Source organism: Arminella tubonensis, assembly GCF_003240585.1.
GTDB lineage: Bacteria > Pseudomonadota > Alphaproteobacteria > Rhizobiales > Rhizobiaceae > Rhizobium > Rhizobium tubonense.
This window is the reverse complement of record NZ_PCDP01000053.1, coordinates 25,816-39,518: the sequence shown is the minus strand read 5'-3', so window position 1 is coordinate 39,518 and position 13,703 is coordinate 25,816. Positions and strand designations below refer to the sequence as shown.

Here is a 13,703-nt window from a genome sequence, read left to right as displayed (position 1 = left end):
ATCAGGCATTATCCGGCATCACTATCCGAAGATCGCGAACAAATAGATGGATCGGTTCGATGCCATGCGGGTTTTCACCCGCGTCGTGGAAAGGCGCAGCTTCACGCTGGCGGCGGAAGACACCGGGCTGCCGCGCTCGACAGTCACCGATGCGGTCAAGCAGGTCGAGGCGAGGCTGGGCGTCCGGCTGCTGCAGCGAACAACCCGGCACGTCTCCCCGACGCTCGACGGCGAGGCCTATTACCAGCGCTGCCTGCGCATCCTGTCGGATATCGAAGACGCCGAGAGCGCCTTTGCGGGCGCCAAACCGAAGGGGCGGCTGCATGTCGACGTGCACGGAACGCTTGCCCGGCATTTCGTCCTGCCGAGCCTGCCTGCCTTTCTCGAGACCTATCCCGACATCGATATCTACATCAGCGAGGGCGACCGGCTGGTCGACCTTGTCCGCGAGGGCATCGACTGCGTGCTTCGCGTCGGCGACCTGCAGGACAGCGACATGATCGCCCGCCGCGTCGCCATGCTCGAGGAAGTGACGCTCGCCTCCCCCGCCTATATCGAGCGCCATGGCATGCCGATGCATCCCGATGGGCTGGAGGGCCATCGCATCGTTGGCTTCCGGTCAACGGCGACGGGGGGCCTGCTGCCGCTGGAACTGACGGTCGACGGCGTTGTCCGCAACTACCCCTTGCCTGCGACCGTCGCGGTCAACGCCGCCGAAAGCTATTTCGCCGCCGCAAAGCTCGGGCTGGGGATGATCCAGGTGCCTCGCTATCACGCCGAGCATGCCCTGCGATCAGGCGAACTGGTTTCCGTATTGAAGGATTTCGCTCCCACCCGGACGCCGGTCTCCCTGCTCTATCCGCGCAACCGCCAGCTGTCGCCGCGCGTCCGCGTCTTCATCGACTGGGTGGCAGGGATATTCAATCGACACGCCGAAGTCGCCGACGGCTGAAACCGGTCGTTCAAATAAATGCCGGCGGCCCTTTGCATGAGCCGACGGCGTTCCTACCTCCAATAGGAAATTCCAGAGTGGCGTGACCTTGTCCGCCTCCATCACCAATGATTTTCCGAGGGGATTGCTACATGACTGAACAGAAGCAGTTGAGGCTCGGCGCCTTCATGCGCCCCGTCAGCCTTCACACCGGCGCCTGGCGCTATCCCGGCGCCTACCCGGATGCCAACTTCAATTTCAAGCACATCAAGAGCTTTGCCCAAAAGCTGGAGGCCGCGAAATTCGACGCCTTCTTCATGGCCGACCATCTGGCCGTGCTGAACATGCCGGTCGAGGCGCTGAAACGCAGCCACACGGTGACCTCCTTCGAACCGTTCACCCTGCTCTCCGCTCTTGCCGCGGTCACCGAGAAGATCGGCCTCGTTGCCACGGCCTCCACCACCTTCGATCAGCCCTACCATATCGCCCGTCGCTTCGCCTCGCTCGATCATATCAGCGAAGGACGCGCCGGCTGGAACATCGTCACCACCTCCAACCCGGATGCGGCGCTGAATTTCGGCCTCGACGAACATGTCGAGCACGACGAGCGCTACCACCGGGCGCGCGAATTCTACGACGTCGTCACCGGCCTCTGGGACAGCTTCGCAGATGACGCCTTCATTCGCGATGTCGAGAGCGGCATTTTCTTCGATCCTGAAAAGATGCACGTCCTTGCCCACAAGGGCGAAAGCCTGTCGGTCCGCGGGCCGCTCAATATCGCCCGCACGCCTCAGGGCTGGCCCGTCATCGTCCAGGCCGGCCAGTCCGAACCCGGCCGCCAACTGGCCGCCGAAACCGCGGAAGTCGTCTTCGCAGCCCCTCGGGACCTGGAGGGAGCCAAGTCGCTCTATGCAGATATCAAGGGCCGGATGCAGGCCATTGGCCGCAACCGCGATCATCTGAAAATCCTGCCTGCCGCTTTCGTCATCGTCGGCGATACCGTCGAGGACGCCCGCGCCAAGCGGGCCAAGCTCGACAGCCTCGTGCACTACGACAGCGCCCTCGCCTCGCTTTCGATCTCGCTGGGACACGACGCCTCCGGCTTCGATCCCGACGGTCCGCTGCCGGAAATTCCCGAGACCAATGCCAGCAAGAGCAGCCGCGAGCAGGTCATCCGCCTGGCAGAAAAGGAAAACCTCACCGTCCGCCAGCTGGCCCAGCGTCTCGGCGGCTATGGCGGACTGGCCTTCGTCGGCACGCCGCAGACGATTGCCGACGAGATGGAACAATGGCTCTTCGAGGAGGGCTCCGACGGCTTCAACGTCGTCTTCCCGTTCCTGCCTCAGGGCCTCGACGACGTGACCGACCGCCTCGTTCCGGAACTACAGCGCCGCGGCCTGTTCCGCCGCGACTATGAAGGCACGACGCTTCGCGACCATCTCGGCCTGCCGCGACCGGAAAACCGTTTCTTCGCGCAGGTGGCGCAGGCAGCTCAGTGACATCAGCCGCCAAATCGGTCAGAAGACATCGACCATTTGAGAGCCCTATCCATGAGCCATCTATCCCACTTCGATTACGACACGGCCTCCGACGCCGCGCGCGCCGAGCACGACAGGGAGATCGCCCTGCGCGGGCGCATGACCAATATGAAGCGGACGCTGCTGCATTCCCCGGTGGCGCACCGAATCTATGCCGAATGGTTCACGCTCCGCGAAGAGCTGCGCCCGGCGCTCGACGACCGCGCCGTCTGGCTGTTCTGCCAGGCGATCGCGATCGAATGCCGGGCGATTATCCCAGTGGGCTTCCTCCGGCGGGCGCTGATCAACGCCGGACTGAACCCGGAAACGATCGAACCGACCAATGACGAGGCGCTGCTGATCGAATTCGGCAAGGCAATGGTGATCGATTCCAATGGCGTTCCCGATGCGCTCTGGGATCGCCTCAAGTCCCGCTACGACGAGCCCACCCTCGTCAACCTCGTCGCCTTCGCCGGCATCATGATCGCCACCGCGATCTTCAACAACGTCGTCGACGTCGATGTGGACGAGGAACTGTTGCCGTATATTGAAGGCTTCGAATTTCCGGCGCGATGATTGGCGGATATTGCCGTTCCCAAAGACCCCCTCACCCTAACCCTCTCCCCGCGGGGGAGAGGGGACGACTGCGCTCATCGCAGCTTATCGGATATCAAAAAGGTGAGGGACGACGGCAGGCACGTCTATCCCCTTCGCCCCGCGTGCGGGGAGAAGGTGGCCGACAGGCCGGATGAGGGGGCGCCGCGACCTCGAGTTCACCAATCACCCCGAGACCGTCGTCGAAAACGCCGGATTGCCGCGGATCGTGTTGCTCACCGTACAGATCTCGTCTTCGGCCGCGCGTGCGATGGCCTCGCGCGTGGCGTCATCGAAATCGCCCTTGATCCTGAAGGCAATGTTGAATTTCTCGACGCGGGAAACGCCTTCGGCGGCCTTTTCGCCAGTGACCGCGGCGGTCACTTCAGTGAGCTTGTCGAGCACACTCATCTGGCTGGCCGCCATCCGCGCACTGAGCACGAGGCAGGCTGAAAGCGACGCATAGAGCAGGTCGAGCGGATTAAACCCCACCTGCGACGGGGCGGTGACGATATTGATCTCGCCACCCGTCACCGACGTCACATGAGGAAATCCGGTGCGGCCGAGGATTGCCGTAGCACCTGTCTGTCTTGCCTTTGCCTTCAGCTCAACCATGTCGAAAATCCCTGCAATTGATCCGTTCGAAACGTCATCTGAACAGATAAGGATTTCCGCCCGCGGAAACAATCGTCGGCACGAGTCGATCCGCCGAATAGGCTAATCGATGGAATGATGGGCCTGATCGCGCAGTTCGGCAAACTTGGTCGCGCTTTTGCTGAGGTGATTTCTGAGGTTGCGTCTCGCTCCAGCCTCATCGCCGTCGCGGATGGCGACGAAGATCGAGTAGTGCTCCTTGCGCATCCGGGCTGCATGCCGCCTGCGCTCTGCCGGCGTCATGCGATCGAAGCGGGCCCATTGCCGCGGCACCATGGCGCTACCGAAGGTGTCGAACAGTCGGGCGTAGTAGGAATTCTGCGTGGCGACGAGAATGGCGCGGTGGAAGGCGAAATCTTCCTCTGAGCCGGAAAGCCCTTCTTCGACCGCAGCATCGAGCGCGTCGAGCCGTCCCTGCATGCGAACGATGTCCTCATCGACACGCCGAAGAGCGGCAAGCCCCGCTGCCTCGACCTCGATGCCAAGACGCAGCTCGAGAACGCTCAAAATCTCGTCGATCGACTCCAGATCGTTCGGGACGATGGAGAAGGAACGCGGATTGGGATCGTTGGCGACGAAAGCGCCGAGGCCCTGACGGGTGGTGATGAGGCCTTTTGCCCGCAGCGATGCCAGCGCCTCGCGCACGACCGTCCGGCTGACGCCGGTTGCCGTCATGATCGCCTGTTCGGTCGGCAGGCGCTGACCGGGCTTCAGATCGCCCGATTCGATCTGCGTCACAAGCGTGTCGACCAGACCGCTGCGAAGGTTCGGCGTCTGCTGGATGGCATTGAACAGCGCGGTGTCCTTCTCGGTCATCGTTTCCCAAAACCTTGATTGCAGTAGAGCAAATGCGATTTCTGTCTCGCTTCTGCTAGCGCAACGACGGAGAAAAAGCAAAGCAACCGCCATTCGGCCCTAAGTCGAATATGAAAACGCTATGGGTTTCCTTTATTCCTCGTCCGGCAGTCCCACGCGGTGGGCAGCGCCTGCCAGATGTTGGCGCATTGCGGTCGCAGCGGCCTTTGGATCACGTGCCTCGATAGCCTCGAGAATGCGCTGGTGCTCGCCGAGCGTGACGCTGGCCAGATCCTCCGACTTCTGCTGATTGCCGGAGGCAAGGATACTGTCGCGCACCCGCTCGGAGACGAAGACCAGGAACTGCACCATGTAGGGATTGTCGGTGGCGGCGGCGAGCGTGCGGTGGAATTCGAGATCGGTCTTCAGCCAGGCGACGCTGCCATAGGGCACGCTGGTCATCGTCTCCAGCGCCTGGCGCATCGCCGCCAGGTCGTCATCGGTGCGGCGGGTGGCGGCGAGCGCTGCCGCCTGCACCTCGAGGATACCACGCAGCTCGAACAGGCTGCGAAACGCCGTCGCCTGCTGCAGCGCATCGTAGTCGATGGTCAGCACCGTCGAGTTCGGCACGTCGGCGACGAAGGCGCCGCGGCCCTGCTGCGACCAGATCCGGCCTTCCGAGCGCAACCGGGCGATCGCCTCGCGCACCACGTTGCGGCTGACCCCGAAGGTCGTCGCCAGCGCCTGCTCGGTCGGCAGCTGGTCGCCGACCTTCAGCCGCCCTTGCGCGATCTCGCGCGAGATCGAGCTTGCCACCAGGGTGGAGAGATGCGGCCCGCGATTGACCTTGTCGAGCTTCAGCGTCATCGGTCCCCCTTGCGTGCAACCGGGCGACGCCCCACGCCCGGCAATCGATCCGCCACAGCCGCGAAAACGACTGGACACCTTTATAGTTGCATGGTTACCATACAACACCGCGCTTTAACATCAAGCGCGGCCGACACTTCGACCGCGTGCATCCCCTGAAAACCGGATTGAAATCCGTGACTTGCCAACGTACAACAAGGATAAGCGTCGCGAAGGGCTGCTTTGTCCTGAACACCGCGCCGCGTCCCTGACCATAGCGGCACCGGCAACCGAATCGTTTCCACCGCTGCGAGACAAACGATATCATGACCGTTTCAAATCCCCGCGCCTTCCTCGTCTCCCTCTTCGACGCAGCCGTCAAGGCCGCCGACCCGCTGACCGGGATCCGGCGCCACCTCCCACCGAAGCCAAGGGGTCGGACGATCGTGGTCGGCACCGGCAAAGGCTCGGCGCAGATGGCTGCGGCGCTCGAGGCATGCTGGGACGGTCCGCTCGAAGGGCTGGTCGTCACCCGCTACGGTTTTGCCGCCCCCTGCAAGCGCATCGAGATCATCGAGGCCTCGCATCCGGTCCCGGACGCTGCCGGCCTTGTTGCCTCGAAGCGGCTGCTGAAACTCGTGGAGGGCTTGACCGAGGACGATCTGGTGATCGCCCTGATTTCCGGCGGCGGTTCGGCGTTGCTGCCCTCGCCCGCAGGCCTGCTGAGCCTTGCAGACGAGATTGCCGTCAACAAGGCGCTTCTCGCCTCCGGCGCGCCTATTTCCGCGATGAACGTCATCCGCAAACATCTCTCGATGATCAAGGGCGGACGTCTTGCCGCCGCAGCTTATCCGGCCAAAGTGGTTTCGCTCGTTGTCTCTGACATTCCCGGAGACGATCCGGCGCTGGTCGCATCCGGCCCGACGGTGCCGGGCGCCGGAACGCGGGCTGAGGCCCTGGACCTGATCCGTCTCTACAAGCTCGAACTTCCCGGGGCAGTCATCGCGCATATCGAAGCGACTGAGGCCGACGCGCCCTCACCAGGCGATACCAGGTTTGCGCGCAACGAAGTGCATGTCATCGCCTCGGCCGGCGTCTCGCTTGAGGCCGCTGCCGCGGCGGCGCGCAACGCGGGCATCGAGGCTGCCATCCTGTCCGACGCGATCGAGGGCGAAGCGCGCGAGGCAGCCCATGTCCACGCCGCGATCGCCCGCGAGATCCTCGTCCGCAACAGGCCGTTCACAAAGCCGATCGTGCTGCTTTCCGGTGGAGAAACGACGGTGACGTTGACCGGCACCGGCAAGGGCGGGCGCAATTCCGAATTCCTGCTGTCGCTGGCGATAGACATCGACGGCAGCGACGGCATCCATGCCATGGCGGCAGACACGGATGGCATCGACGGCAGCGAAGACAATGCTGGCGCCTTCGCCGACGGAGGCTCTGTAGCTCGATTGCGCAAGGCGGGGCTGGTTCCCGCTGAAATGCTGCGCAACAATGATGCCTGGTCGGCCTTCGATGCCATCGGCGATCTCTTCGTGCCCGGCCCGACCGGAACGAACGTCAACGACCTCCGCGCCATCCTTATTCAGTAAGGCGGGCGTCGCGACAGCAATTCAATGATCCGTGGAGCAGTGTTCGCAGCGGCCGTATGCCGATGCGGTAGCCGTCCAGCGGAAGAAGTGGCTGTGACAGTGCACGCACTCGATCTCGACGACGTGCTTCTGTTTCGTATCCAGCAACGCTGCCGGCCGCGCCCCGCGTTCGCTTCTCCAGAGCTCCAGTTTGGTAACGATCATGCCAGCTCCTCCAACGGTCTCCGCCTCCAGCGGAAATGCAATGGACACAGACTGCACGCCGGAGAACGCTCAGACGATCACCCGAAAGCACTTATCCCCGGTATTCTTCAAGTATACATCAAACGAACTTAATATTCTGAGATCATTAATAGTATTAATTACTGACATCGACCTAGTCGACGCACAGTAAGGAGTAACCCGGAGGAGGTATATTTAAGCCTTATGATGAGGCAACCCGCTCGACGGCTCCCCTCGAAGATGGCTTTGCGCTTTACAAATGCGAATCGCTGCCGAAGGAGCGGACCCGAAAAGCCGGCATTTTGCCGCGACCTATCTGACGCAGGGTAAATCGGCGATTGGGACTGGACATCCGTGGTGTGAAAGGCTCCTTTTGCAGCCGATATGATGTCTGGAGGAAACGATATGCGCCAGCTCCGCAGCCGCGTCACGACTTCGGTTCTTGTCTTCGCCATCGGTCTGTTCGGTTTGGCGCCCGTCTTCGCGGCCTCGCCACCGCCTGTGGAGGCTGAGCACGGCATGGTCGTCACGGCCCAGCATCTCGCGACCGACGTCGGGGTCGATGTTCTGAAGAAGGGCGGCAATGCCGTCGATGCCGCGGTGGCGGTCGGTTACGCCCTTGCCGTTGTCTATCCGACCGCCGGAAATATCGGCGGTGGCGGCTTCATGACAATCCGCCTCAAGGACGGCAAAACGACCTTCCTCGATTTCCGCGAGCGCGCGCCTTTGGCCGCGACGAAGACCATGTATCTCGACGACAAAGGCAATGTCGTCAAAGGCGCCAGCACCGAAGGCTACCTCGCGATCGGCGTTCCCGGCTCGGTCATGGGCTTCGAGACTGCTCGCGAAAAATATGGCACGAAATCGCGCGACGAACTGATGGGCCCCGCCATCCGCTACGCCCAGGAGGGCTTCACGCTTGATCAGGGCGACGCGATCGAGCTGAACGGCGGCCAGAAGCGACTGTCCGGTGACCCCGCCGCAGCAGCCATCTACGCCAAGCACGACGGCTCGCCCTTTGCCGCCGGCGACAGGTTGATCCAGCCGGATCTCGCCGCGACGCTATCGCGGATCGCCGAAAGCGGTCCGGACGCCTTCTACAAGGGGCAGACCGCCGACACCATCGTCAAGGCAAGCCACGACAAGGGCGGCATCCTCGCCAAGGAAGATTTCGAGCAATACAAGGTCCGCGAACTGGCGCCCGTGACCTGCAATTACCGCGGCTACGAGATCATATCTTCGCCTCCGCCGTCATCGGGCGGCGTCATCATCTGCGAAATTCTCAACGTGCTCGAGGGTTACCCGCTCTCCTACCTCGGCTACGGCTCGGCGGAGACCGTCCACCTGATGGTCGAGGCAATGCGCCACGCCTATGTCGACCGCAATGCGGCCCTTGGCGATCCCGATTTCGTCGCCAATCCGGTCGCCAAGCTTCTCGACAAGGACTACGCCCGCCAGATCCGCGACAGCATCGACCCCTATCGCGCCGGCGTCTCCAAGGACCTGATGCCCAAGGGCTTCGGCGAGAGCCACGAGACGACCCATTTCTCGATCATCGACAATGACGGCAACGCGGTGGCGGTGACCTATACGCTCAATGGTTCCTTCGGCGCCGGCGTGGTCGCCGCGGGCACCGGTATCCTGCTCAACAACGAGATGGACGATTTCACCTCCAAGCCCGGCGTGCCCAACCTCTATGGTCTCGTGCAGGGCGAGGCCAACGCCATCCAGCCGAAGAAAACGCCGCTATCGTCCATGAGCCCGACGATCATCGCCAAGGACGGCAAGCCCTTCATGGTCATCGGCAGCCCCGGCGGCGCCCGCATCATCACCATCACGCTCGAATCCATCATCAACGTCATCGACTTCGGCATGGACATCCGGCAGGCGATCGACGCACCGCGCATCCACCATCAATGGCTGCCGGACAAGGTCTATACCGAACCCTACGCGCTGTCCCCCGACACGATGCGGCTACTGGAGGGCATGGGCTACAATGTCGCCATCGACAAGAACTGGCCGATCTGGGGTAAAGCGGCTGGCATCATGGTCGGCGGCAAGAGCCTCGCCGAAATCGCAACCGGCGGCGGTGCACGATACAATGGCGCAATGGACAGCCGGGCGGATTCCGGTACGGCAGGCGGATATTGATCGGCGAAGACGACGATAGCGGCATGGCGCCGACCGGCTCGAACGCCGCTCGGACGGCCTGAACACACAATGCTTCAAATCGTTGCTAAACGTGCTTGATTGAACGTTTCGGCACATAAGAATTGCATGATTGTATATGGTAAAGCCGAGTAACCGGGCGTATACCGACCAAGTTCAATCGCGGCTCTTGCGCCGTTACCAGATTTGCGGGTCTGCCCTTTGGGCTCCCACCGCACCACCGAGAGCGATACCCGACGATGTCGGATCAGACTTACCCGCCAGCCGCGGTCAGGCAGGCCGCGCCCAACTTCCGCACAATTGCGCTCATCGTCGCCAGTTCCATGTTCATGGAACAGCTCGACGCGACCGTACTCGCAACAGCGCTGCCGACCATGGCGCGCGACTTCGCTGTCACGCCGCCGGCGATGAGCATCGCGCTCACCTCCTATCTCCTCAGCCTTGCGATCTTCATACCGGCAAGCGGCAAGATCGCCGACCGCTTCGGCTCGCGCACCGTGTTCCGCAGCGCAATCGCGGTGTTCGTCCTCGGCTCCATCCTCTGTGCGCAGGCACCGACCCTTTCCTTCCTGGTTGTCGCACGCCTTCTCCAGGGTGTCGGCGGTGCGATGATGATGCCGGTCGGTCGCCTCGTGCTGATGCGCAGCGTCGCCCGAAAGGATCTGGTATCGGCAATGTCCTGGCTGCTGGTGCCGGCTCTGGTCGGCCCCATCGTCGGCCCGCCGATCGGCGGCATGTTCGTCACCTATCTCGACTGGCGCTGGATCTTCTACATCAACGTGCCCATCGGCATTCTCGGCTTCATCCTCGTCAGCATCTTCATCGAGGATGTGAAGGGACCGGCGGACGGCCCGTTCGATACCGTCGGCTTCATCCTTTCAGGCATTTCGCTCGGCTCGCTGCTGTTTGGCTTCGAAATGTCGAGCCGCACCGGCGAAGGCTCGCTTGCGGTCTTTCTGATTGCCGTCGGCCTTCTCTTCGGCATCGGCTATCTTCGCCACGCGAAAAACCACCCGTCACCGATCATGGATTTCTCGTTGATGCGGGTACCGACGTTCCGCGCGTCGGTCATCGCGGGTTCGCTGACGCGCATCACACAGGGCGCCCAACCCTTCCTCATCCCGCTGATGCTGCAGCTCGGCTTCGGCATGTCGGCTGCTTCAGCCGGGCGGATTGTCATCGCCACCGCCATCGGCTCGATGACCATGAAGGCCATCCAGTCGAAGGTGCTCCGCAACTTCGGCTTCCGCACCAGCCTCATCGTATTCGGCCTTGTCGGCACCCTGGGTTACGGCCTGTGTGCCGCCTTCCGGCCGGACTGGCCGATGTCGCTGATCTTCGTGATCCTGCTGTTCTGCGGGTTCTTCATGTCGTTCCAGTTCACGGCCTACAACACCATCGCCTATGACGAGATCGACCGCGACCGCATGAGCTCGGCAACAAGCTTCTACACGACATTCCAGCAGCTGATGCTGTCGCTCGGCATCTGCGTCGCGGCGCTTGCGCTGCATAGCTCGATGTTCGTTCGCGCTCACACCCACGCTGAGCTCAACGACTTCTCCGCCGCCTTCATCGTCGTCACGCTGATCTCGTTGACCGCGACAATCTGGAACGCCCGATTCTCAAAGACTGCCGGCGCCGAAATCAGCGGACACAAGGGCAAGAAAATAGCCGTCGCTGCAGAATGATGAACACACCGGTCACCGCGCGCACGTTGAACTAGCGGCAGCTTCTGTTCTAGATGCATCTACGCTGCAAGGGCGCGCATCTATCGGAGCATGACCATGGTCGCCGGAATTCATCACATCACGCTGATCACCCGCAAGGTCCAGGCGAATGTCGATTTCTATGTCGGCTTCCTCGGCCTGCGTCTGGTCAAGCGAACGGGCGGGTTCGAGGACGCGACGCAGCTGCATTTGCTTTATGGCGATGCCCTCGGATCCCCCGGATCGCTGATAACCTTTCTGGTCTGGGAAGACGGGTCGCCGGGCCGCGCCGGCTTCGGGCAGGTCGGCGAAATCTCGGTTGCCATCGACCCGCTAAGCATCGGCTTTTGGCTGACGCGCGCCCTCTCCTTCGGTCTCCGGCCGGAGGGTCCAGCGGATGAATTCGGCGATCCGGTCCTGCGATTGAAGGATCCGGATGGCGTCATCCTCAAGCTCGTCGGCACGAACGCGCTGCAAGCCTCTGCTCCGTGGGCCTCCGAAAACATCCCAGGGGAACACGCGATCCGGCGCATCCACGGCGCGACGCTATTTGCCGAAACGCCTGATGTGACCCAATCTTTCCTCCACGATCATTTCGGCTACCGGCACCTGACGACGCGGGGTTCGATTCGGCGGATGATTTCCGACGTCGGCGATGTCATCGATATCAGAGATGCCACCGGTTTCTGGTCCAGCGCGCCTGGCACCGGCACGGTCGACCACGTGGCCTTTCGCGCCCGCGACGATGCCGAACTGCAAGCGGTTCGCGCCGCTCTCCAGACAAATGAAGCCTGGCCGACGACCACCCACGACCGCAAATACTTCCGCTCGCTCTATGTCCGCGAACCGGGCCGCATCCTGTTCGAGCTTGCCACCGACGCGCCCGGCATGCTGATCGACGAAGATGAGGCAACGCTTGGAACCAAGCTCTTCGTGCCGGATGGAGATGCGGCGCGCAAAGAGGAATTGACGGTCCTGATGCCGCAATTCTCGATGCCGGGCGAGCCGCGCGTCATTTACCGCGACCTGCCGTTCGTTCATCGCTTCTATACGCCTGACGATCCGGATGGCAGCGTGTTCGTACTGCTGCATGGATCGGGCGCCAACGAAACGACGGTCATGCCGATCGCTCATCAGGTCGAGCCGCGCGCGACACTGCTCGGCGTCCGCGGCCGGGCAGCCGAGGAAGGCCTGCCGCGCTGGTTCCGCCGCATCACGCCGTTCACTTTCGATCAGGCTGATATCGTCGCGGAAGCCGAGGCCTTCGCCGCTTTCATTGAAGGAGCCGCGCAGGCCTATGAGCTCGACACGGAACGGCTTGTCTATATCGGCTATTCCAACGGCGCCAATCTCATCAACGCGATGCTCTCGCTGCACCCGCATCTGATCCGGCGTGCCGTGCTGCTGCGCTCCATGCCGGTTCTCGACGACAGGCCGCCCGCTGACATGTCGGATGCGGACGTCCTGATCATCTCAGGCGAGACCGATGATTACGGCCGATACGCCGAGGAATTGCGGCAGCAACTCGCCGGTTCTGGCGCCAATGTCGAGCTTGAGTTCGTCCCGCACGGCCACGAACTCACCGACGACGACGTCCCGATCATCCGGGCATGGCTTAAGCGGGCTAGTTCTTCGTAACCGGCTTGGAGCGCATCCGGGATACCGTTTCGCGCTCCGCTCGCTTGCAGCGCATCGGCGGCAGGCCGCGATCCATCAGGTCCATGTCCTCGAGCACCATGTCGCCCATTTTCTTGAACGCGCTGTCGAGCGCTCCTGCGCGATGCGCCGAACGGAGAAAGCCCTTGAGCTTGCGAACCGGGTGGTCCTTTGCGAGCGGCTCCTGGGGATAGACGTCGCTTGCCGCAACGATGTGGCCGGAGGCAACCGCTGCCATCAATGCATCGAAGTCGACGACGTCGGCGCGGCTGAGCAGGATGAAAGCGGCGCCCTTGCGCATGCTGGCGAAGACGTCGGCACCGAGGAAGCCCTTGTTCTCGCTCGTGACGGCCGCAACCACGAACACGAAGTCGCTGGTGGTCAGAACCTCTTCGAGGCTTGCCGGCTTGACCCCATGATCCTCAAGGATGGACCGCGGCATCCACGGATCGAATACTTTGATGTTTGCCCGAAATCCAGACAGTACGCGATTGAGCGCCTTGCCGAGATCGCCGAAGCCGACGATACCGATGTCGGAGCCGGATATCTGTCGCGCGCCGACATTGCCGTCACCGCCCCAGAGCTCGTTGCCCTCGCGAAAATCCACGTCCGCATCGACGATGCCGCGCGCAATGCTGAGAGCGAAACCAAGGCCGATCTCGGCAACAGGCTCGGCAAACACCTGCCCCGTCGTCACGACATGGATCCCTCGCTGAAACAGCACGTCGTAAGGCATGTTGTTCATCAGATTGCTCTCGACATTCAGGATGCAGCGAAGCTGAGGCATCCGGTCGAGCGTTTCGTGCGACAGCGGCGGCTGGCCGATGATGTAGCGCGCCCGTCTGAGAACCGCGTCGCCAAGGCCTGCGATATCTTCCGGGTCCGCCTCGACGATCTCGTACTTCGATCTCAGCTGTGCCAATGCCTCATTGGTGAAGATCAGGTCGAGCGTACGTGGATCGGGCGCACTGATCGCCAGGCGCCGGTCGGTTTCAGTCATTTTACTATCTCCCAAAAATCT

Annotated in this window: 12 protein-coding genes; 7 read left to right on the top strand and 5 right to left on the bottom strand. The window is 62.4% G+C overall.

The window, feature by feature from the left end:
• Positions 1–46 precede the first annotated feature (46 nt).
• From CPY51_RS23950 to CPY51_RS23940, 3 genes are all read left to right on the top strand, one after another.
• Positions 47–952: a LysR family transcriptional regulator gene (locus CPY51_RS23950; RefSeq protein ID WP_111162739.1), complete on the top strand. Its 906-nt coding sequence runs from the start codon at positions 47–49 to the stop codon at positions 950–952.
• Between the two features lie 131 nt (positions 953–1,083).
• Positions 1,084–2,430 carry an LLM class flavin-dependent oxidoreductase gene (locus CPY51_RS23945; protein WP_111162738.1) on the top strand — a complete coding sequence of 449 codons (1,347 nt, stop codon included), beginning with the start codon at positions 1,084–1,086 and terminating at the stop codon, positions 2,428–2,430.
• Between the two features lie 51 nt (positions 2,431–2,481).
• Positions 2,482–3,024, top strand: coding sequence for a carboxymuconolactone decarboxylase family protein (locus tag CPY51_RS23940; RefSeq protein WP_111162737.1), 543 nt, complete (start codon positions 2,482–2,484; stop codon positions 3,022–3,024).
• Positions 3,025–3,228: 204 nt separating this feature from the next.
• On the opposite strand, the gene CPY51_RS23935 is transcribed toward CPY51_RS23940, so the two are convergent.
• The 3 genes from CPY51_RS23935 to CPY51_RS23925 form a co-directional block, all read right to left on the bottom strand.
• Entirely contained in the window at positions 3,229–3,657 is a 429-nt protein-coding gene (locus CPY51_RS23935; protein ID WP_111162736.1) for an OsmC family protein, read from the bottom strand.
• Between the two features lie 102 nt (positions 3,658–3,759).
• A complete protein-coding gene (locus CPY51_RS23930; protein ID WP_111162735.1) occupies positions 3,760–4,512 on the bottom strand; it encodes a FadR/GntR family transcriptional regulator in 753 nt (250 codons plus the stop codon).
• A 132-nt stretch (positions 4,513–4,644) separates the two neighbouring features.
• Positions 4,645–5,358: a FadR/GntR family transcriptional regulator gene (locus tag CPY51_RS23925; RefSeq protein WP_111162734.1), complete on the bottom strand. Its 714-nt coding sequence runs from the start codon at positions 5,356–5,358 to the stop codon at positions 4,645–4,647.
• A 305-nt stretch (positions 5,359–5,663) separates the two neighbouring features.
• Between CPY51_RS23925 and CPY51_RS23920 the strand changes: the two genes are divergently transcribed.
• Positions 5,664–6,929 carry a glycerate kinase type-2 family protein gene (locus CPY51_RS23920; protein WP_111162733.1) on the top strand — a complete coding sequence of 422 codons (1,266 nt, stop codon included), beginning with the start codon at positions 5,664–5,666 and terminating at the stop codon, positions 6,927–6,929.
• 21 nt (positions 6,930–6,950) lie between these two features.
• Here the strand turns inward: CPY51_RS23920 and CPY51_RS23915 are convergent, their stop codons facing one another.
• The gene (locus tag CPY51_RS23915) at positions 6,951–7,133 is read right to left on the bottom strand and encodes a hypothetical protein (RefSeq protein WP_111162732.1); all 183 of its coding nucleotides are present in this window, start codon (positions 7,131–7,133) and stop codon (positions 6,951–6,953) included.
• Between the two features lie 423 nt (positions 7,134–7,556).
• On the opposite strand from CPY51_RS23915, the gene ggt reads away from it, so the two are divergent.
• From ggt to CPY51_RS23900, 3 genes are all read left to right on the top strand, one after another.
• A complete protein-coding gene (gene ggt / locus CPY51_RS23910) occupies positions 7,557–9,302 on the top strand; it encodes a gamma-glutamyltransferase (protein ID WP_111162731.1) in 1,746 nt (581 codons plus the stop codon).
• A gap of 257 nt (positions 9,303–9,559) precedes the next feature.
• Complete coding sequence (locus CPY51_RS23905) at positions 9,560–11,008, top strand: MFS transporter (RefSeq protein ID WP_111162730.1); 1,449 nt, start codon at positions 9,560–9,562, stop codon at positions 11,006–11,008.
• A gap of 96 nt (positions 11,009–11,104) precedes the next feature.
• On the top strand, positions 11,105–12,664 hold the full coding sequence (locus CPY51_RS23900) for an alpha/beta fold hydrolase (protein ID WP_111162729.1): 1,560 nt from the start codon (positions 11,105–11,107) through the stop codon (positions 12,662–12,664).
• On the opposite strand, the gene CPY51_RS23895 is transcribed toward CPY51_RS23900, so the two are convergent.
• On the bottom strand, positions 12,651–13,682 hold the full coding sequence (locus CPY51_RS23895; protein WP_111162728.1) for a hydroxyacid dehydrogenase: 1,032 nt from the start codon (positions 13,680–13,682) through the stop codon (positions 12,651–12,653). The two genes, CPY51_RS23900 and CPY51_RS23895, sit on opposite strands and share 14 nt — an antisense overlap.
• Positions 13,683–13,703: the final 21 nt, after the last annotated feature.